This window comes from Paenarthrobacter sp. RAF54_2 (assembly GCF_052113945.1).
GTDB lineage: Bacteria > Actinomycetota > Actinomycetes > Actinomycetales > Micrococcaceae > Arthrobacter.
The window spans coordinates 1-19,204 of the sequence record NZ_JBFRDV010000044.1 but is presented as its reverse complement, the minus strand read 5'-3'; the positions used below and the strand labels follow the sequence as shown (position 1 = coordinate 19,204).

The window sequence follows — 19,204 nt, the reverse complement described above, 5'->3', positions numbered from 1 at the left end:
GCCGCAGCCCCCTACACCTGCACCGGGACCAAGACCACCGTCATGGCCTCCGCCCCGGTGATCACCGCGAACAAGGTCCTGAACAACCTGACCGCCCTCACCTCGGCCAAAACCGACTACCTCAAGGTCACCACCGCGTTCCCCACCACGGCCAACGACACCTTCCAGGGCGCCACGAGCACCATCGGCTTCGCCTTCACCGGCACTCAACGCACCGAAACCACCAAGTAACACCCACCGGACAGCCCGCGGCTGGTCGCCCCATGGACAAGGATGTGTCGGACGGTGTTGTGCCACGACTGGTGTCCAGTACTGTGTGGGGCATGGGATCGCTTCGCAGCATGTCGGGAAAGGGAGGCTCCGGGCACCTCGAACGGGTGTCCTTCTCCCTGGATGGAACACTCTACGAAGTAGACCTTCGCCCTGCCGAGGCCGAAAAGCTCAGGAGCGACCTCCGTCCCTACATTGACGCTGCCCGGCCCGTGGACCAAGCCAGGGAGCCAGATCGGGCCGTGGACATCGACGCGCCGACCGCTGCCGATATCCGTTTATGGGCCAAGGAGCATGGGTTGCCGGTCGCGGAGATCGGCAGCCTCAGCGCGACGATCATCAAGTACTACAACGCCGTCTACTCCGGGGAAGGTCGGCTGCCAAGCTAGAGGTCCTAACCTGCAACCAACCGGCAGCAGTGGCGGCCAGGGACGGCTTACGGCAGGAACGGATTGGCCCTTTTGACTTGGAATCGCTTACTGCCAAAACGGCGTCCACCTACTTTGACAGTAATAGGACAGCTGGTTCCCGGCCAGTATTACAACCATGTAAGGCCCGACTTTTGTAACCGGCAGCCGCATTATTTATCAAGAAAGGACTAGGGAGGGGCGCAAGAATTCATCAAGAATTACGGATTCCTTGGCTTTTGCTGTTGGTTGGATGCTAGCGTGCTCACAACTTGAAGCAAAAGTTTCGACGAGGGGACCGACTTGGATACGTCAAAAGCGCCTGCCCACGTCACTCGCACAGCTGTGATCATCGAAGACGAATCTGACATCCGTTCGGTATTAATGGAAATATTCAGTGCAGCGGGCTTTATCGTTCACACGTTTGGAACTGGCCTGGAGGGAGTCGAGGGAGTACGCCACCAGCACCCGGACGTGGTGACACTGGACCTGGGCCTGGGCGACATTGATGGGTTTGAAGTTGCCCGGCGGGTACGGCTGTTCAGCGACGCCTACATACTGATTCTTACCGCCAGCACGCAGGAACTGGACACATTGCTCGGCTTTGAAGCAGGAGCGGATGACTATGTGACCAAACCCTTCCGGCCGCGCGAACTCACGTACCGGGTTGAGGCGCTGCTTCGCCGGCCCCGCACCCGCAGCGATTCACAGATTCCGTCCACGGCAGTCCAAGCTGAGCCGGCCTCCCCGGAGGAGCCGACCACTTCTTTCCAGACACCGGCATTGGAGGCTTTGGAACACAATGGTCTGCGGCTTAGCCCGCGCACCCGGACCGTGGAACTTTCCGGTCTGGAGTTGAGCCTGACCCGCTCCGAATTTGACCTATTGCTGGCCCTGCTGAGGAGCGGACGAACGGTGTGCACGAAGCTTCAACTGGCCCGGATCCTGCACGGGGAACAGTCCGGCCAGGACGGGTACTGGAGCGAAGCGGACGGACAGGCCGTTCACGTCCACGTCGCCAACCTCAGACGCAAACTCGGGGACTCCGCGTTGTCTCCCCGGTGGGTAGAAACTGTCCGCGGGGTGGGCTACAGGCTGGCGGTGGTACAAGGTGTCTAATCCCCGAACCATCCTCATCGTGCTGACGGGACCGTGCCTGGGAAGGGATCGTTTCTGCTGTTAATGGACCTGGCCGTCGCGGCGCTCCAGCGTCGCGACGTGGGCCCGCAAGGCCGGGTGCTGAAGGGCTTGGGCAGGAAAGTATCGCCTCCGGCAACCAATGCCTGTTCCACTTCCCTGGGATCGTTGCTTGCGCTGATCACCAATATCGGCGCAATGCTGAATTCCCGGATAGCACGGATGGCTTCGAGCCCCCGGAGGGAGGGAAGGCCAAGGCCGGTAGTGATCAGCGTAGGCTCCTGCTCCCGAACGGCCTGGACCCCGGCCTGACCGGTCGCGGCAATGCTCACGGTGTAGCCGATTCCCGTCAGGATAGTGCTGATCAGGAGGCTGAGGTCCGGATCGTCCTCAATGACGACGGCGCGGCGTGGATCCATGGTGGGCGGCCTAGTTCTGCGCTGCTGTGGGTGCCGGGCCAGGCAGGGCCTGCTCAGCTTACTGCTGCATTGGCTCGGGCATTGAAGGGGGTGATCCTGATGGCCTTCGCTTCCGGCGAACCGGTCACCGTGGCGCTCAATCGGATGATCGGTGAGCTTTCCGGAGTCCAGACGGCCGTGTTCTCGGTGGTCCAGTAATCGATGACGAGATGGTTCTCCGCGGCCCCCAGCCGGTGTGAGACCGCCCCCTTGGCCATCTCGCCTGTGATGGTGGGCCGGACCGGACCGCTGCGGCCGTCTGCTTCGGCTGCGTGTCCGCCGGCGAGAGTGCTGATGCCTGTTCCGCCGCCGGTGCGCCGGTCGGGCCAGGAGGTGGCTTCAAGCACATTTTTCCGTCAGACTCTCCCCGCTGCGCATGTTCATCACGCACAATGGACTCGGGTGTTGCCAGGTGAAAGGCGACCGGAAATGGGGGAATTTTGAGACGCATGCGTTTCACTCGCGCCGGTGCGGTTACAGGCGAACGCGGAGCCGTGGCGGTGTTCGTCGCCCTCCTGATGGTGGTGCTGCTGGGATTCGCAGCTATCGCCATTGACCTGGGGGCCCTAACGGTCGAGAAAGCCGAACTTCAAAACGGCGCCGACGCCGCCGCACTCGCTATCGCACGCGGCTGTGCCGCAGGAAATTGCGGGAACATCGTAACTACGGCAAAGGACCTTGCGGGCTCCAACGCCCGCGACGGCTACGCCACAGCCACAGCCACGATCACCGGCAGCACCGTCACTGTGGAGACCGGGACCCTTAACAAGGACGGGTCCACAAAGCTCAACTACCTGTTCGCCACCGCTCTGGGGATCCACGACGGAAGTGCCACGGCACGGGCATCCGCGTCCTGGGCCAGTCCCGCCAGCGGCCCCGCCGTCCTTCCACTGACGTTCTCGATGTGTCAGTTCGATGCCGCTATGGCGGGAACAACGCGACTTATCGAGTACAAGGCGGGAGTAGGATGCAACGGACCGACCAACCACCCCATTCCGGGTGGCTTCGGCTGGCTGAGCACGGGCGGCCAGTGTTCGGTCAACGTCAGTATCGCCACTGCACATACGCCCAGCGATACGGGCAACTCGATACCTTTGTCCAGCCAGTGCATTACCGCCATGCAGAGCATGAAGAACAAGACCATTCTGATCCCGATGTTTGAAGACGCCGGCGGCAGTGGAAACAGCGGCTGGTACAAGATCTACGGCTTCGCGGCGTTCAAAATCACCGGCTGGAAGTTCGGCGGCAACGGACAGGCGGAGTTGAACTGGAACAACACAGGCAGCCCCTCCTGCACGGGGAACTGCCGCGGCATCATCGGAGTCTTCCAGAAGTTCGTCGACCTGGGGGCGGTTTACACGACCGGCGGCCCGGACCTCGGGGCAAAGATCGTCAAGCTGGGCCTTTGACGGTTCGTTGGTTCTGGCCACCGTCGCAACTCTCCTGGCCATCAGGCCGCGTACGTCAGAACTCAAGGTCGCTGGCTTCAGCCCTGCCACCGGGGCTGGTCACTTGCACGTCAGGGTGCCCGAAAGGATGTCCCCATACCAGACGTTGGACACGCCGGGGACTTTGTATTGTCCCTGCAGTTGATACGCCCATTCGACGCCGTCCTTGCGGTTACTAGCGAACGTGAACAACCGCCCGGACGTCTGGGTCAGCTCCGTCGTAATAACCGGTCCGGTGGGAGGGATGATCGTGATCTGGTAGTAGTTGGCTCTGGGAACCGTTCCGTATGCTGCAACGCTGATGGTGACGCTGAGGTCGTTGCCGTGCCGCTCACAGGTGATGGTGATGTTGGTCGCGGCAGCCGCCGGGGCAGGGAGATCCGCGGCACCGTATTGGGATGAGGCTTGTCCGATGCCGGTGAACTGAGCAATAGCCGCAGACGGTGCACCGGCCAGTGCGAGCAGCAGAAGCGCGGCGGTGCTGGCGGCAATCCGCCAGATGTTGGTGCGCGGCGCCACGAAACTCATTGCTTCCTCCGTGCTGGGTGTTGTCCGATGTCTTCCACTGTTGCTGATCCGGCTCAGTCTTTATCTCGGAACCGCTCAAGAATGGCTCAAGAAATTTCGTGGGGGACGCTTCTATGCACTTTGCAATCCCGAAGGACCGAGCCGGCCGCCGGTAACCATCCCTGCTGTTCCCGGTTAGCCTGCCTTGATACCGATGGGGTGCTATCGGTGGATGCGGAAGCGCAGGCCCGCCACCGGTCATGAACCTCTCGTCCGGTGGGGCGATTGTGGATGGATGACTGAATCCTGCAGGGCCGATTCCTTCCCACCACAAGCAGGAACTCTGGACTGATGATAAGCAAGCTGATAATCCTGTAACCAGAGGCCAAGCCTAGATAAAGAGGTGGGATCATGGTGGATCGTATTACCGATATATGGGGCTCGAGGACCCCGTTCGCGCGTGAAGCTGAGTGGCCTTCCCGCGTGGACTACGCACTCCTGGAAGGCCTCACGGAGGGCGACGTCGACCACTGGGTCCAGTCCGCCTGCGTGCTGTGCAGCAATGGCTGCGGCTGCGACATCGCCGTTAAGGACGAAGTCATGGTGGGCATTCGCGGCCGCGCGGAAGACCGCATCAACAGGGGACGCCTTGGACCAAAAGGGCTTTTCGCAAGTTGGCAAGGTGTCTCCAACAAGGACCGGCTCACCCAGCCATTGATCCGCGAGGGCGGCGAATTGGTCGCGACTGACTGGGACACCGCCATGAAGCGGATCGTGGAACGCAGCAAGCAGCTCTTGAAGGAGAAGGGCCCCCTCAGCCATGGTTTCTACACCAGCGGCCAGCTGTTCCTTGAGGAGTACTACGCCTTGGGCATGATAGGGAAGGCTGGCATCGGGACACCCACATGGACGGAAATACGCGTCTGTGTACTGCGACAGCGGCATCCGCGCTCAAGGAAACCTTTGGCGCAGACGGTCAGCCCGGTGCGTATGAGGACATCGACAGTTGCGATGCCATCTTCCTTTACGGTCACAATATGCCCGAAACCCAGACCGTTCTCTGGGCCCGCATCCTGGACCGGCTTTCAGGACCCACCCCGCCAAAACTCGTGTGCGTCGATCCGAGAAATACAGAGGCCGCGCGGTTTGCCGACGTGCACTTGGCTGTGCGGCCAGGCACCAATCTCGCGCTCATGCACGCCCTGGTCCGGGAGGTACTCCAGAACGGCTGGGAGGACCCTGCCTACATCCAGGATCACACGCTCGGCTACGACGAGCTGAAATCCACCGTGGAGGAATGGACGCCAGAAGCTGCTGCCGAGGTGTGCGGCGTCAGCGCCCACGACATCAGGAAGGCCGCCCGCATCTTCGGCACCTCGGATCGGGTTCTTTCCACTGTTTTACAGGGGTTCTACCAGTCATCCCAAGCCACAGCTTCCTCCTGCCAGGTTAATAATCTGCACTTGCTGCGCGGCATGCTCGGCAAGCCTGGAGCCGGCCTACTTCAGATGAATGGGCAGCCGACGGCACAAAACAACCGTGAATGCGGAGCCGACGGCGACCTCCCGGGCTTCCGTAATTGGCACAACCCGAAACACGTTGAAGAACTGGCCTCCCTGTGGAATGTGGATCCCGCGGTCATCCCCCACTGGGCACCCCCAACACACGCAATGCAGATCTTCCGGTATGCCGAGCAAGGATCCATTAATTTCCTCTGGGTCTCGGCTACGAACCCTGCCGTCTCCCTGCCCGAGCTGCCCCGGATCCGGAAGATCCTGGCCAAACCGGAACTGTTCCTGGTGGTGCAGGACCTGTACCTTACAGAAACCGCCAGCATGGCCGACGTCGTCCTCCCCGCCGCAGCCTGGGGTGAAAAGACCGGGACATTCACCAATGCTTCCCGCGTGGTCCATATTTCTGACAAAGCCGTAGACCCGCCCGGGGACGCCCGCAGCGATCTGGATATTTTCCTGGACTACTCCACCCGAATGGGCTTCACTACTCTGGACGGCACGCCCTTGTTGACGTGGGAGGGTCCGGAAGACGCCTTCGAAGCTTGGAAAGAGTGCTCGCGCGGACGCCCTTGCGACTACACCGGACTGAGCTATGCGAAACTCCGTGGTGGCAGCGGGATCCCGTGGCCTTGCAATGAGCAAAACCCCGATGGCACCACGCGCCTCTATACGGACGGTGTTTTTCCCAGCGATCCTGACTACTGCGAGAACTACGGCCACGACCTTTTAACAGGGGCCGAGGTGGAGCCGGAGCCTTACCGCGCCAAGATGCCCAAGGGCCGCGCCTGGCTCAAAACAACCAAGTACCACCCACCGCACGAAGAACCGGACGACGACTACCCACTCCGGTACACAACGGGGCGGACGGCGTATCACTTCCACACACGGACCAAGACGGGACGTTCCCGGACACTCAACGCAGCGGCACCAAGGATGTGGGTGGAACTCTCCGTCGAGGATGCTTCCGCACTCGGGATCACAGAGGGCGACATCGTCCGCGTGTCGTCCCGGCGGGGCCTTATTGAAGCACCGGCTCGGATCAGCGGTGTCCGCCCCGGAACGGTTTTTGCGCCATTCCACTACGGATACTGGGACTCGACAGTGCCGTCCGACCCGTCAGATTCTGCCCAGGGTTCACGGAAGACTGCTGCCAACGAGCTGACCATCACTGAATGGGATCCCGTATCAAAGCAACCGCTTTTCAAGAATGCCGCGGTGAAAGTGGACAAAATCCGCGACGGCGATGGACCGGCTCCGGCGCCCAACACCACCGCTTCACGGCAGGCTGGACAACAACAATGAACCTCAATATCTACTTGGGTTTACTGCATCAGGGCGAAGCCACCTTTGGCCGAGTCGTTCCGGCAGGTCTCCGATGGCCACGGCTCCGAGCCCGATATACATTTCCTCTGCCAGTCCTTGGCCAGGCAGTGCGACAAGCACGGGGAACTCCTCCTCCCAGTAGTGGAGCGGTACGGCAAGGACACATCCGACCACGAGCCCGAGCGGCTCCACGCCGAGGGCTTGTCAGAAACCCGGACCGGCCCTGTCGGCCTCCTTCGCGACCTGCAGGACCTGTATCTGCTGGCGAGCCTGGTCGACGTCACGTGGACTGTGGTGAATCAAGCCGGGTCCGCACTTCGCGACGACGAGCTGCTCACCGTCGTCGAACAGTGCCACAAAGTGACGGAAGTGCAGCTCAGTTGGTTGCAAACCCGAATGAAGCAGGCTGCGCCGCAGGCACTGCTCGTCGCAGACTGAGTCGGTTCGCAGACTAAGTCAGCGGTGCAGCAGCCCCAGCATCGGGAGGGTGACCGCCGTCGAAAGTGCCATGGCGGCGGTGTTGCCGATGACCGGATGAAAGCCCTCCGGTAGCCGGGCTGAAATCGCTCTGGCGATGGGAGGGGCAAGCACGGCTCCAAGCAGGGCACCGCCGATGATGCTCTGCCACGAGCCGTCGTAGGCGAGCACGGCGGCCGGCGCCACTGACACGAGCGACGCGTAGGTGGCCGCCCACCCACCATTGCGGAACCAACCCCGCCAAACGACCACGCCGATAGCCGAGGTGAGGGCCTGCGCCAACAGGATGTGCGGAACCAGGTTGGAACCGTACGAGGGCAGCGCAGGATTCAGCACGAACGCCATTGCGACGCCAAGGATCACGCCCGCGCTGGCGAGCTCGTTGGCGAAGAATTGGGTCTCGGTGAAGTCGGAGAGGACCCGGCGCGCCGCCCACACTGCATCCTTGAGGACGCGGTTATCGCTCGACGGCGGCTGGATGGGTTGCGGTTGCAGAGGCGGTTTGCGCAGGACAAGCCAAGGCAATTTCCGGGCAATGAGGAAAGCCAGTACTGATCCCAAGGACATCGCGAGGACGTTCGCCACCACGGGCGGCAGCCCCAGCGGCACGGCGACCGTTGGGATCAGCAACAATGCACAGGGCGTGACGGTGAATGCGCCCAGTACAGCGCCGGTCACGCAGGTGCGCCAACCGGGCCCATACATCAGGACCATGGCGGGAGCCACGCAAACGAAAGGCACAAACGTGGGCTGCCATCCGTCGTCGAGCATCCGGCCGAAAACCACGTTGGACAACAGCAGGCTGAGCGACGCCGAGGCCAGCACCCACGGCCACAAGCCGGTGCCATAGGTCAGTTGGCCGGCCCAGTTCTTTCCTCGTCGTCCAGCCCACCAAGCCAAGAAAGCCCCCGCAAGTAACCCGCATGCCGCCAGCTCTGATTTGTAAAACAGGGGCTCGGTCATGTCGCCCAGGAACCACCTGACTGCAGGGAAGGGTGAGTTGCTGGCTGAAGCAGCCCAGCCTTCAAACGCAGGGCCGAGCCGCGGCGATTGCTGCGCGAGCGTGTGGAGGACAAGTGCGAGCACTCCCGCAAGGATGACCGCAGCCAATGCGCCCAAGGCTGTCCCGATGGCGCCGAGTTCAGTTGCAGTCTTCTTCGCGGCAGGATCCGGCCGACGGCGGGGCGCGCCGTCGACAGCTGAGGTGAGCATCGTTGATAACCCTTAGCGTGCGATGTGGTGTAACTCGAATGCAGCGTAACCGAGCTTTCCAGGGCGGCCGCACTCCGGTTGCTGCGGGGGATTTGTGACCGGGGGCGAGTGCAGAATGCCCAGTTGCCATTGACTCTAACGTTTCTTCGAGGGAACGTTAGTGCATGAACCACGTAACCACTGCCCAAGCAGCCGCGCGCCTGGGCGTGACTCAGGTAGCTGTCCGTAAGTTGATCGGCACTGGTCAGCTGATCAGCGTCGGCGTCGTTGGCCGGGTCATCCTGCTGGACGCCGATTCTGTGGAACAACTGGCCCGGGTCGGCACACGCCATGGTCGGCCATGGACCGAAGAGAACGCCTGGGCAGCCCTCCTCCTGCTCTCCGGGAACAGCCAAGTGGAGTGGGTGGGCTCCACCCAGCTGTCCCGACTGCGTCGCAAACTGACCAAGATGGAACCCGCCGAGTTGCCGATCCTGGCTCGCAGACGCGCGCTTGTCCATCGATACAGAGGTACAACCGATGTCGTCCAACGGCTAAGGGGTCACGTGCTTGCCACGAGTGCGGCTGCCATGGCCGACGACAGCACTGGCCAACGCTTTGGCCTGACCGGCGGCGCAGGAATTGTGGATGGTTACGTCATGTCCGGCGACGCCGGTGCACTTAAGGAAGCGTACGGACTAATCGACGACCGGGAGGGCAACGTAGTGCTTCGGGAAGTCGTGACCATCCAGGCGTTTACAGACGGAGTCCCGCTGGCGGCTATTGCTTTGGACCTGATGGAGTCGCCAGCGACCCGCGAGCGCAATGCTGGCCTGCGTATTCTTGAGGAGCTGCTTAGTGGACGATGACCATGGCCTGAAGGAACGAGTGCTGTGGGAGGCTTCGCCGCCCCCGGGTGGCTGGGGCCGGCCATGGCCCCAATGCGCTGAACTGGCCCGCGCCTTGCCTTCCAATCAGTGGACGCTGGTCGGGGGACTTATGGTCCAACTGCACTCCGCCGTGGCGGGTCTAACCGTTTCGCGGCCGACCGCCGACGTCGACATCGTCCTCCACATGGAAACCGGAGCTGCAACCATGCCTGGTGTCGCGGCAGTGTTACATTCGCTCGGCTACGCGCTCCGGCAGTCCATCAATAGCGATAGCCCTGCACATCGTTTCCTTCGCGACCATGAGCAGATCGACCTCATGGTTGCTGACCATCTTGTACCCAGGTGGGTTCCGCGTATAGGACGCCGCAAAGTCTTTCAGGTGACGGGCGGGACCCAAGCCCTCCGGCGAACAGTGAACTGCCGGATCCACGTGGACAATGAGGGTCCGGTGTCGATCAGCATCCCGAATGCGCTGGGGGCATTGGTCCTCAAAGGCGCTGCGTATCAGGAGGATTCACGGGACACGGGCCGCCACCTCGATGACGCAGCCACGCTCTTGGCAACCATTACCGGCCCCTTGGAGCTTGTGGCCGACATGGGAGGCAGCGATCGCTCGCGGATTCTAGCGCTCAGACGCGCCCTCGCCGATCCCGACCATGAATCCTGGAAGGTTCTTGACCGCGGCGATAGGGCACGGGCAATCAGCAACCTTGCCGTGCTCTGCGCCAACCCCGACAGCCTCCCTCTCAGGCGCCTGGGTAGGTAGAGCCGTAGGCTTTAGACCCGTGTCATTGAAGGAGCGACTCGATCTCTCCAACCGGCAGCCCGGCTACCTCGGCAAGAGCGCGGGGGTCGACTCCGGCGYCGACGGCCTTCTTGAAAGCCAGGGCGAGGGTGTTCCGGGAGATGGACAGCTCACGTTCAAGGCTTTGGCGGCGAAGCGCCGCGACCCAGACGCCGCTGACCGGGTCCAGGGCGTCGATATCCATTCTAAAACCGCAACTGCAAGCCCACTCCGGCCATAATGGTTCCACGGTGATCCACTGCATGGAGTCGTAGGCGGGTCCTGCGGAAATGGCCATGTGCGAACCGCAGTGGACGGGTCCCATGGGGAGCCCCTGTTCCGTAGCAACGTCCACCGTAGCCTCAGCCACCGGGGTGGAGCTTGGTTCTCGCAGCGCGACTGTCATCGTCTTCTCCCACACATTCCCTAGTAACTATCTTGGCTACCTAGTTATATGTGTACTTATCACTTAAGTCCAACCAGCCGGGACGGTTACCCGCGCACGCCGCCAAAGAGCGGGAGCCACCACAACGGCAACGCCGACGGCGGCACCGATCAAGGTTTCGATGATGCGGTCCCGCAACAACAGGCCGGGATCAACAGGGGCTGCCAGCAAAGTGGCGATCAGGGCAAGCGGCGTCACGAAGACCTGCGCCACAAGGTACTGCCGGGCGATGAACATTTCAGCGCCGAACTGGCAAGCTGCAATTACCAGGACCATGGCCCACGGCGCCGGATTGAGCCAGAGGATGCCGGCAAGCAGCACCAATCCCATGACCGTTCCGGCGATTCTTTGGATGCCACGGCTCACGCGGTGGCGCGTCGAATGCCCCACCAACGGAACCACTGCCGCAACCATGGCCCAGTACGTGTGGCCGAAACCGAGCCGCTCGCCCACCAGCGTCGCGATGGTCCCCGCAAGGCCTGCAGCAATCAGGTACCCGCCGCCTTCCAACCAGATCGCCCGACGTTCCAGGCTGGTGTGGCGGATGCGCGGCGGTCGTTTCCATGGGGTCCTGTGGCTCTTGAGCACCCGGGATGACATACCGATCAGGAGGCAGAAGATGGTGGTTCCTGCCGCGACCAGCATTGCCTGCCACAGCGGCGGCTGCGCCGGGATGGATGCGATCGCAGCGAAGGCGAAGATGTGAAAGAGGGAACCGCCAGGCCTCAGCCTCCAGGCCGCGACCACCACTGAGCACCCGCCTGCAACGATGGTGGTGGCAGCGGTCAGGAGCCACGAATACGCGGCACCTTCGATTCCCCAAGCCTGCGCCACACGGGCCATGAGCGTCGCCAGCAAAATGATCAGCAGCATGAAACCACCGGCACGCAACTGGCTTCGGAAGCGGACGCCATGCGGTTCATTGCGGCCATAAATGCCGGTAAACGCACCGAACGAGGCAAACACGGCCAGATCCAACCGCCCCATCAGCGTCAGCGTAATCAGCGGAACAAAAACACCAACAGCGCAGCGGAGAGCCGGGTGATGGTCCTTGTTTCCCGGACCCATCGTGAACATTTCCGCTACAGCCTTCAAGGGGTGGCTCGCCTTTCGTCGCAGGATCAAAACGTACGACGACGGCGCTGGCGTCCGCTTCAAGGCTACGCTCCGGGCGCTGGACTACTCTGCGATGGCGTACAGATAGTGCCTCGAATCACGGACCGTAGCGGCCTATCTGCACACAAACTGCCGGGTCAGAACCGGGACGCGGTGGGACTGGTGAACTGCGTGGTGGCTAGCGGGTTGCCTACGATATCCCTCAACCCCGATGCCGGCGTGAACTTTGCTGCGGCCGCCGACTGGGCGGTCGAATTCGGTGTTCCCGTCATCGAACCCAAGGTCATAGTGAGCGTCTTGGCCGTAGGATTCCACTGAAGTACCGAGGCATTGGAACCCGATCCCTTGAATGTCAGGGACCCTGAGGTTTCGTAGTTGCCCACCAGCGCTACGGTGCCAAGCCTGAAAGTCGAGCAGGCACTGGAGGAGACGCTGACGCTAAGGCTGTTAGAGGAATTGACGGTGACCGTCACCTGATTGTTGCCGCTGATAGTCTGCGTTGCCGTATCACTCGTCCAGGCGCTGCACATGGTGCTCGCGTCCAAGGCCTCAGAGAACGTCAGAGTCACTAGGTCGTCTTTTTCGATTTCTCCGACGCTGCCTCCGGCCCGGTTGCTGAGCAGGACGTTGGTGACCGTCGGAGCGGTAGCGTCCTTGCTCGAAGTGTCCGTCCCCGGCTGGCCAGTATTTCCTGCGGCGTCAGTAGCTACGGCCGAGTAGGTGATAATGCCGTCGTTGAGTGTACTTAGATTCAGCGCTGACGCTGTCCAGTTGCCTGAACCGTTGGCAGTGACCGATTTCGTGACGGTGTGCACAGAGCCGGCGTCAGTGACGGTAAGCAGGACCGTTGAGTTGGCTTCCGCCGTGCCCGTCACGGTGATGCTGGCTGCGGTGGATGCTATAACGTTTGTTGGTGCGTTGACCGTGGGGGCAGCGGGAGCTGTGGCGTCCACGACCGTAGCTGTGCTTCGCAGGCTTTCCGCGCCTTGCCACAAGGAAATCATGGGAGTCACCGTGTAGTACCAGGTGCCGGTTGTCGCCGTGTCCGTGCACGTCAGCGCGGCAACGGTGCCGGTGCAGGTACCCACGGCCGCGACCTTGGTGCCTCCGGTAGCGGAAGCATAGCGAGCGATGCTGTAACCGGTCGCGGGCCGTGCTGCCGCCGTCGTGCTTGCCGTCCAGGTGACCGTCACGCTGCCAGCCGAACCGACCGCCGCTGCTGGCTTGGCGCCCTGGTTAACGGTGTCGGCCTTGGCCGCTCCGAGGCCGCTGCTGACCGTACTCCAGAATGCGCTGGCCGCCGGCCCGCCCCACGAAACGAGGAGAATGCCCACCACGATCACTACAAAGCGGTTCCACCGGCCCATGGTTTCCGGCCGGGGAGCCGGTTTGCCCAAAAACCTGCGACGCCGGATCATTTCCGCACCTCCAGCGTGACGGGAACCCGGAACTGGGCTCCCTGGCAGACCGAAACTGAAGCAGTGCTCATGCTGGCAGCGCCCGGAAGCGTCAGCAGGATGGAGGAGTTCGGCTGGATGGTCACCGGCGGTGAGAGCGGGACGGGTGGCGGGGTGAAGGTAACTCCCGTGATGGTGCAGGCGGCATGGGCGGCGTCCGCCGTCACGGCACCGTTGGCCGCGACTCCGTAGATGGTGACGGGGTGCGCATTGAGATTGGTGGCTCGAAGGATGACGTCGGCGGTTCCACCTGGAATTAGGCTGTTCTGCGGAGTGTCCCCTGCGATGAGCGCGTCCACGATGACCGTCTGCATCGTCCCGTTGGCGGCCGAACCGGCGCCAACGCCCGTGCTGGCCCAGTACGCATACGCAGCCCCGGTGCCACCAAGGACGCAGAGCGCCACCGTGGCAGCCGCAGTCCGTGCGAGTCGGCCTGTTGGGAAAGTGCGCGCTGTCTTCTTCATGTCAGTTCGCCTGTCCCGTCCCGGAGTAGGAGAGTTGGAGCGTCGCGCCTTTGCATCCGTCCTGGAGCTGCAAGGTATCCAGCATGCTGATACGCGGCCAGCTTCCTTGCGGAATTCCCAGGGCGGACAGCGACGTTGATCCTGGCTGGACGGTGATCGGGTATGTGCCTGTGTACTGCGTGATGTTGTAGTCAGCAGCGCTGCAGGGAAGCCCGGCCCCGACTGCCGCGGGCGTACGAACCACCTGGCTGATCGAAGCGGACAGGCTGGTCACGGCGATGTTCTTGTTCTCCGGGTTGGCGATCTGCAGGTCGATCGGAAGTGAAATCCCAGGGGCCAGCGCACCCGTCAACGAGCCCGAAACACCGAAATTCCTTTTCACTTCCTTCACGTGCAACTGCGCCTTTGCAGGATTGGACTGAATCGTGCCGCCGGTTCCGGTGACAGTGAAGTCGTACTTGCCAGCCGGCGTGATGGGACTCGTGGAGACGGTCAAATTCATTTTTGTCGAACTGCCGGAGTTCAGCGTCCCCGACGACGGCGACCAGGCCGCCGTCGCGCCCGCAGGCAGCCCTGAAACGGAATAGGTCACGGGTCCTGAGAAGCCTCCCGCCGAGGAGACAGTGGCGTCGAACGCAGCTGACTGTCCTTGGTCCACGCTGCGGCTTGAAGGTGACAGCGCCATCACGATGCCCTTTGACTCCTTGGCCCCGGCCTCCTTCCCATTGTTCTGGCCCCCGCTTGCACCGAGGGCTGCAACAGACGCCAGGGCAACCAACATCGTGAGGAGCAGCGCCCTAGTGGCAACTCCCGTGCGCCCGGAAGGCATGCTCATGCGTGCTGCTTGGGGTTGCATTAAGCCTCTTTTCGGACGAGTGGGTTCGGGACGACCGCGGATTGCCAGGGACGAACCGGGGACCATCCTCCGAAGAGGCGGTCCCCGGCCTGGACGAGCTAGCTGCTGGTGACGTTGACCGTCACGATGGCCGCCTTGCAGGCGTCCTGGTTGACAGTGCCGCTGTCGTTGAACTTCAGCGTCCCGCTGCCCACGGACGTTCCGGTGGAATTGGCGTCGACGAGGGTGTTGGTGGTAACCGCAGTGACTTCGAACCAGGCAGGGAGACAGCCGGCCACGTTGGTGCTCACGTTGGCGGTCAGGGCTCCGACAACGGTGCCCGTCGTCGTCGAGTTGTCCGCTGTGTACGCCACCGGCACTTGGTTGCCTGGTGCGAGGCCTCCGGCGAACGTTGCGTGCAGGGTGACGGTTCCACCGCCGGTCGAGTTGGTGGCCGAGCCGCTGCCTGAGCCCGTTGTGGTCCAGTAGGCGAATGCAGCTCCGCCGCCCACGGCCACCAATGCCACGCCTGCGACTGCGGCAGTGATCCGGCTCTTCTTGGAAAGTTTGCGCATGATAAGACTCCTTGGTTGATCGATGTACCGGGGAGCCGCAGCGCAACCCCCAGCATCCGGCCGTTGCTGGCGGATGAAGCGATGCCCCCAATAGTTCAGCCAGCAGTGGCAGCGTGGCTACTCTTGGGTGTACGCCTCTTTTTCGCCCGACCAAGGGGTCAGGAATACGCTGAACGGGCCAGCGAGTACTCAGTCTGCCGAGAGCGATTACTTGGTTGCCCGACAGGTTCCAGATGCCCGCTGGCGCCAACGGCGCTGCTGCATGTTGATGGGATCCGTGGAAACCCCGGGGATCCGGACCTCATTGAAGGCATCCATAGGTGCCAGGTTTCTCACCCCGGCCTGTACTCAGTCTTTGGAAGCATGCTCCGGGCAACGGAGCCACTGCCGTTGCAACGCAAACCGCGCTATTTGGCCGGGATGCGTCAACATTGTGCCCATCTTGAGCAAAAACTGAGCTGGAGCTCGACCTGCGCCCGTAGAAAGGTGCATCAAATCAAGAATGCGCCCTTGCGGAGACCTTTCAATTCCCGCGCTTGCCCTTGCCCTTCTTTTCGTCTCCGTGGCCCTTTTCGTCGGATTGGCCGCCCCCTTGGCCGGCACCGGCTGATGGGCCGCCTCCCGGCTCAACGACCTCGGGCGATTCGGTATGCTGGGCAACCTCTGCTGGACTGGTCTGTTGGCTCACAGCTGCCGGCGGAGCCACTACCGCGCCGCCTCCTGAGCCCGGCGGAGGCAGCTGAACGATTTGTACGGGTCCTGGAATGATGACTGTTTCCACCGGCCCAGGGGTGGTAATTGTCACCACTGGCGCGGGGGTGACAACGGGGGAAGGAAGGTTGGATTCCTGGGTAACCGGGGACGGCGAGGTAACGTCTGCCGGCAAGGGTCCCTGGCCAGACATCGCCACCCCGACCGGGATGGCAATCGCTGCCCCAAGAAGGACCATCAACAATGCCCCGAGTCGGCCCCCTCCGCCACTTCTATGAAGCTTCGGGGAAACTTCGGTTCTTGCCCCAACGGCGGGTGCCCTGGCAGGCAGAGGCGGCAAAAGCGCGGTAGCCGCTGGGTGTGCATAGGCCTCCTGCCAAGGGCGACCCAGGAATTCTTCGATCTCCGCAGCGGTCGGCCTGTTGTCTGGTTCGAGGTCCGTCATGGACTTCAGCAACTCGGCTATCGGGTGATGGATCTGCTCAGGAATAACGGGGGCACGGTGAAGACGGGCTGCAGCCGACTCCATGGGTGTTCCCGGGTACTCGGTCCTACCAGTGAGGCACTCCAAGAGCACCAGGCCGAGGGAGTAAATGTCGCTGGCAGGAGTCAAGGGCCGGCCGAGGGCCTGTTCGGGGCTGAGGTACTGGGCGGTTCCCACCGTCATTCCGGTGGCGGTTAGGCGGCTACCTTCCAGGATTCTCGCCACGCCAAAGTCGGCGAGTTTCACTATGCGATCAGGGCCCGGAGTTTCGGAAACCAGGATGTTGGCAGGCTTGATGTCCCGGTGAATCACTCCGCTGCCGTGAACTTGCACCAAGGCACCTGCAAGGGCGTGGCCGATATGCGTGATCTCCGCGAGGCTGAGCGGCCCCTCAGCAAGCACCGAACGAAGATTATTGCCGGAAACGAGTTCCATGACGAGGAAGGCCCGTGGCGGGCCGGATGTTGTGGTGTCCACGCCGGCGTCGTAAATATGCACCAGACCGGGGTGATCAAATCCTGCCAGCAACCGCATCTCTGCCTGCTGACGCTCTTCGAAGCCCTCGTCGGCTGAGCCTGGGGAAAAGATCTTAAGTGCAACGTCACGCAGTAGGACTTCATCACGGGCCCTGCAAACCGTAGACATTGCCCCGTATCCGAGTACCTCCAGAATCCGGTAGCGGCCGTTGAGAATGTCCCCGCCGCCTGTTGGATCAACGAGAGCTTCACCGCCTGCGCTCACGGCCCTACACCTCTTGCGTCTAAGCGCGCTGCGCCGGCGTAATCCTGCGCTGCGATGCAGTTGCTAAGTAACCTTCCTACGGCAAACGTACAGCCTCTGCCCCACCTTGCCAACCATGGAGTTTGCTACTACTTTTTCCGGGAAAATCGGGGCACTTCCGCACCTCAAAGCTCCGGTTACCGGCGCCCCTGGACGACGTGTTGCGGCGTTGGGAGTGCGTCCAAGGAATTGAAACTATAGAGCTGAATGCCCTCGATGCCGGGGCGCGCTGAGAGCTCGTCGATGAGTGTGTCCGGCGTGTACCTCTCCCCGATCAGGAGCCTCCGCGCAAGCGGACCTTTACGGCTGAGGAATTTCAGGGAGGATCCCACTCCGATCTTGGTGGCGAGCGAGACCAGCTTTACCTTGGGCACGGTCCCTGCCACACCTGCCCAGACCGGAAGGAGCACACCCTCACGGCGGAGCATGCCCACATAATCATGGATCTTGTCCACCGAGAAACACATCTGCGTGACGATCTTGCTGGCGTGCTCTTGCTTCTCCAGCAGCGCATCAACCAACTGCAGGCTGGTGATGTCCGGATGCCCTTCGGGGTACCCAGCCACTCCAACGGCCATTGCACCGGAGGTGATCTGGGCGATATCCCGCAGCAATTCGCCACCATTGGAATACGAACCTGAAGGCTGCCCGTCGCCACCGATGGCGAAGACTTCCGTGATGCCCGACGCCGAGCAGTCACCCAGTATGGCCGAAAGCTCGGCCCGGCTTTCAAGAGCCTTCGCCGCAAGGTGGGGAACAACCGTATAGCCGAGTTCCCTTAGCTGGACGGCGGCCCGCAGTGTGGCACCAACTCCGTGCTTGGGCAGGCAGGTAATGCTGGTCGCGGCAGACGTCGGCAATGCCTTGTTGACAGCGTCCACGATTCCCTCGGACGGGATGATCTCAACGCGGAGGGGAAGCATGAGGTGTCCTTTTTGACTCTGTTAAGTGTGCGGCGAAGGTTAGGCGTGGGCGGCGAGGATGGTGGAGGCTTCCTGGCGGGTGGTGCCGGAGGACTCGATGTGGGCCAGGGCGGCGGGGATTTCCCAGCCCTTCTTGCGCATCGCGGTGGCCCACAACCGCCCGGCCCGGTACGAGGAGCGGACCAAGGGACCGGACATGACACCGAGGAACCCGATTTCCTCGGCCTCGTGCTGGAGGTCCACGAACTCCTGGGGCTTGACCCACCGATCCACAGGCAGGTGCCGTTCGGAGGGGCGCAGGTACTGGGTGATCGTGATCAAATCACACCCGGCCGCGTGCAGGTCCTTCAGGGCTTCGGAGATTTCCTCGCGGGTTTCGCCCATGCCCAGGATCAGGTTGGACTTGGTCACCATGCCCAGGTCCCGGCCCTGGGTGATGACATCCAGGGAACGTTCGTACCGGAACGCCGGGCGGATCCGCTTGAAGATCCTGGGCACGGTCTCGACGTTGTGCGCGAACACCTCGGGCTTGGAATCGCAGATCGCGGCAATGTGTTCGGGTTTGCCGGAGAAGTCCGGGATCAGCAACTCCACCCCGGTGCCCGGGTTCAGTTCGTGGATCTTGCGGACCGTTTCGGCGTACAACCAGACACCTTCATCGGCGAGGTCATCACGGGCCACCCCGGTGACGGTGGCGTAGCGCAGCTGCATGGCCTGGACACTGCGGGCGACCTTGGTGGGTTCGAACATGTCCACCGGGGAGGGTTTGCCGGTATCGATCTGGCAGAAATCACAGCGTCGGGTGCATTCGGACCCGCCGATCAGGAACGTCGCTTCCTTGTCTTCCCAGCACTCGAAAATGTTCGGGCAGCCGGCCTCTTCACAGACAGTGTGCAGGCCTTCCTTCTTCACCAGGTTCTTCAACCCGACGAACTCCGGGCCCATCTGGACCTTGGCCTTGATCCACTCGGGCTTGCGTTCAACCGGGACAGCCGAGTTACGCTGCTC

General features: G+C 62.3%; 19 protein-coding genes and 2 pseudogenes. 8 read left to right on the top strand and 13 right to left on the bottom strand.

Annotated elements, in window-relative coordinates:
• The 3 genes and pseudogenes from AB4Y87_RS25330 to AB4Y87_RS25320 form a co-directional block, all read left to right on the top strand.
• Positions 1-231, top strand: a pseudogene (locus tag AB4Y87_RS25330) (TasA family protein); the annotation flags it as partial.
• A 92-nt stretch (positions 232-323) separates the two neighbouring features.
• Positions 324-659, top strand: a complete 336-nt coding sequence (locus AB4Y87_RS25325) for an Lsr2 dimerization domain-containing protein (protein ID WP_442006983.1) — start codon at positions 324-326, stop codon at positions 657-659.
• A gap of 321 nt (positions 660-980) precedes the next feature.
• Complete coding sequence (locus AB4Y87_RS25320; protein ID WP_442006982.1) at positions 981-1,796, top strand: response regulator transcription factor; 816 nt, start codon at positions 981-983, stop codon at positions 1,794-1,796.
• Positions 1,797-1,810: 14 nt separating this feature from the next.
• Here AB4Y87_RS25320 and AB4Y87_RS25315 read toward each other — a convergent pair whose 3' ends face one another.
• Positions 1,811-2,233, bottom strand: a complete 423-nt coding sequence (locus tag AB4Y87_RS25315; protein WP_442006981.1) for a response regulator — start codon at positions 2,231-2,233, stop codon at positions 1,811-1,813.
• Between the two features lie 53 nt (positions 2,234-2,286).
• Positions 2,287-2,619 (bottom strand): hypothetical protein, encoded by a 333-nt coding sequence (locus AB4Y87_RS25310; protein ID WP_442006980.1) that lies wholly within the window; start codon positions 2,617-2,619, stop codon positions 2,287-2,289.
• 102 nt (positions 2,620-2,721) lie between these two features.
• Between AB4Y87_RS25310 and AB4Y87_RS25305 the strand changes: the two genes are divergently transcribed.
• Positions 2,722-3,681: a pilus assembly protein TadG-related protein gene (locus AB4Y87_RS25305; protein ID WP_442006979.1), complete on the top strand. Its 960-nt coding sequence runs from the start codon at positions 2,722-2,724 to the stop codon at positions 3,679-3,681.
• Between the two features lie 99 nt (positions 3,682-3,780).
• Here the strand turns inward: AB4Y87_RS25305 and AB4Y87_RS25300 are convergent, their stop codons facing one another.
• Positions 3,781-4,248 (bottom strand): hypothetical protein, encoded by a 468-nt coding sequence (locus AB4Y87_RS25300; protein ID WP_442006978.1) that lies wholly within the window; start codon positions 4,246-4,248, stop codon positions 3,781-3,783.
• Between the two features lie 390 nt (positions 4,249-4,638).
• Here AB4Y87_RS25300 and AB4Y87_RS25295 point away from each other — a divergent pair.
• Positions 4,639-7,043 (top strand): annotated as a pseudogene (locus AB4Y87_RS25295) (molybdopterin oxidoreductase family protein).
• 45 nt (positions 7,044-7,088) lie between these two features.
• Positions 7,089-7,502 (top strand): hypothetical protein, encoded by a 414-nt coding sequence (locus AB4Y87_RS25290; RefSeq protein ID WP_442006977.1) that lies wholly within the window; start codon positions 7,089-7,091, stop codon positions 7,500-7,502.
• A gap of 18 nt (positions 7,503-7,520) precedes the next feature.
• Here the strand turns inward: AB4Y87_RS25290 and AB4Y87_RS25285 are convergent, their stop codons facing one another.
• Positions 7,521-8,753 (bottom strand): hypothetical protein, encoded by a 1,233-nt coding sequence (locus tag AB4Y87_RS25285; RefSeq protein ID WP_442006976.1) that lies wholly within the window; start codon positions 8,751-8,753, stop codon positions 7,521-7,523.
• A gap of 164 nt (positions 8,754-8,917) precedes the next feature.
• Between AB4Y87_RS25285 and AB4Y87_RS25280 the strand changes: the two genes are divergently transcribed.
• Positions 8,918-9,601, top strand: coding sequence for a helix-turn-helix domain-containing protein (locus AB4Y87_RS25280; RefSeq protein WP_442006975.1), 684 nt, complete (start codon positions 8,918-8,920; stop codon positions 9,599-9,601).
• Complete coding sequence (locus tag AB4Y87_RS25275) at positions 9,591-10,388, top strand: hypothetical protein (RefSeq protein ID WP_442006974.1); 798 nt, start codon at positions 9,591-9,593, stop codon at positions 10,386-10,388. Before AB4Y87_RS25280 ends, AB4Y87_RS25275 begins: the two co-directional genes overlap by 11 nt.
• A gap of 22 nt (positions 10,389-10,410) precedes the next feature.
• Here AB4Y87_RS25275 and AB4Y87_RS25270 read toward each other — a convergent pair whose 3' ends face one another.
• From AB4Y87_RS25270 to lipA, 9 genes are all read right to left on the bottom strand, one after another.
• Positions 10,411-10,812, bottom strand: coding sequence for a hypothetical protein (locus AB4Y87_RS25270; RefSeq protein WP_442006973.1), 402 nt, complete (start codon positions 10,810-10,812; stop codon positions 10,411-10,413).
• 63 nt (positions 10,813-10,875) lie between these two features.
• Positions 10,876-11,946, bottom strand: a complete 1,071-nt coding sequence (locus tag AB4Y87_RS25265) for an FUSC family protein (protein WP_442006984.1) — start codon at positions 11,944-11,946, stop codon at positions 10,876-10,878.
• A 158-nt stretch (positions 11,947-12,104) separates the two neighbouring features.
• Positions 12,105-13,385, bottom strand: a complete 1,281-nt coding sequence (locus tag AB4Y87_RS25260) for a hypothetical protein (RefSeq protein WP_442006972.1) — start codon at positions 13,383-13,385, stop codon at positions 12,105-12,107.
• Complete coding sequence (locus tag AB4Y87_RS25255) at positions 13,382-13,888, bottom strand: hypothetical protein (protein WP_442006971.1); 507 nt, start codon at positions 13,886-13,888, stop codon at positions 13,382-13,384. The genes AB4Y87_RS25260 and AB4Y87_RS25255 overlap by 4 nt, the downstream gene beginning before the upstream one ends.
• A 1-nt stretch (position 13,889) precedes the next feature.
• A complete protein-coding gene (locus AB4Y87_RS25250) occupies positions 13,890-14,723 on the bottom strand; it encodes a COG1470 family protein (protein WP_442006970.1) in 834 nt (277 codons plus the stop codon).
• Positions 14,724-14,842: 119 nt separating this feature from the next.
• On the bottom strand, positions 14,843-15,298 hold the full coding sequence (locus AB4Y87_RS25245; RefSeq protein WP_442006969.1) for a hypothetical protein: 456 nt from the start codon (positions 15,296-15,298) through the stop codon (positions 14,843-14,845).
• 523 nt (positions 15,299-15,821) lie between these two features.
• Positions 15,822-17,234 (bottom strand): protein kinase domain-containing protein, encoded by a 1,413-nt coding sequence (locus AB4Y87_RS25240; protein WP_442006968.1) that lies wholly within the window; start codon positions 17,232-17,234, stop codon positions 15,822-15,824.
• A gap of 176 nt (positions 17,235-17,410) precedes the next feature.
• A complete protein-coding gene (locus tag AB4Y87_RS25235) occupies positions 17,411-18,196 on the bottom strand; it encodes a methylenetetrahydrofolate reductase (RefSeq protein ID WP_442006967.1) in 786 nt (261 codons plus the stop codon).
• 39 nt (positions 18,197-18,235) lie between these two features.
• Positions 18,236-19,204: lipoyl synthase (lipA, locus tag AB4Y87_RS25230; protein ID WP_442006966.1), on the bottom strand; the 969-nt coding region annotated here is incomplete at its 5' end.

Excerpts from the sequence above, each read along its gene's own strand:
- AB4Y87_RS25235 (WP_442006967.1), bottom strand. The coding sequence starts at position 18,196 with ATGCTTCCCCTCCGCGTTGAGATCATCCCGTCCGAGGGAATCGTGGAC.
- AB4Y87_RS25305 (WP_442006979.1), top strand. The coding sequence starts at position 2,722 with ATGCGTTTCACTCGCGCCGGTGCGGTTACAGGCGAACGCGGAGCCGTG.
- AB4Y87_RS25255 (WP_442006971.1), bottom strand. The coding sequence starts at position 13,888 with ATGAAGAAGACAGCGCGCACTTTCCCAACAGGCCGACTCGCACGGACT.
- AB4Y87_RS25280 (WP_442006975.1), top strand. The coding sequence starts at position 8,918 with ATGAACCACGTAACCACTGCCCAAGCAGCCGCGCGCCTGGGCGTGACT.
- AB4Y87_RS25285 (WP_442006976.1), bottom strand. The coding sequence starts at position 8,753 with ATGCTCACCTCAGCTGTCGACGGCGCGCCCCGCCGTCGGCCGGATCCT.
- AB4Y87_RS25315 (WP_442006981.1), bottom strand. The coding sequence starts at position 2,233 with ATGGATCCACGCCGCGCCGTCGTCATTGAGGACGATCCGGACCTCAGC.
- AB4Y87_RS25250 (WP_442006970.1), bottom strand. The coding sequence starts at position 14,723 with ATGAGCATGCCTTCCGGGCGCACGGGAGTTGCCACTAGGGCGCTGCTC.
- AB4Y87_RS25300 (WP_442006978.1), bottom strand. The coding sequence starts at position 4,248 with ATGAGTTTCGTGGCGCCGCGCACCAACATCTGGCGGATTGCCGCCAGC.
- AB4Y87_RS25325 (WP_442006983.1), top strand. The coding sequence starts at position 324 with ATGGGATCGCTTCGCAGCATGTCGGGAAAGGGAGGCTCCGGGCACCTC.
- AB4Y87_RS25260 (WP_442006972.1), bottom strand. The coding sequence starts at position 13,385 with ATGATCCGGCGTCGCAGGTTTTTGGGCAAACCGGCTCCCCGGCCGGAA.
- AB4Y87_RS25245 (WP_442006969.1), bottom strand. The coding sequence starts at position 15,298 with ATGCGCAAACTTTCCAAGAAGAGCCGGATCACTGCCGCAGTCGCAGGC.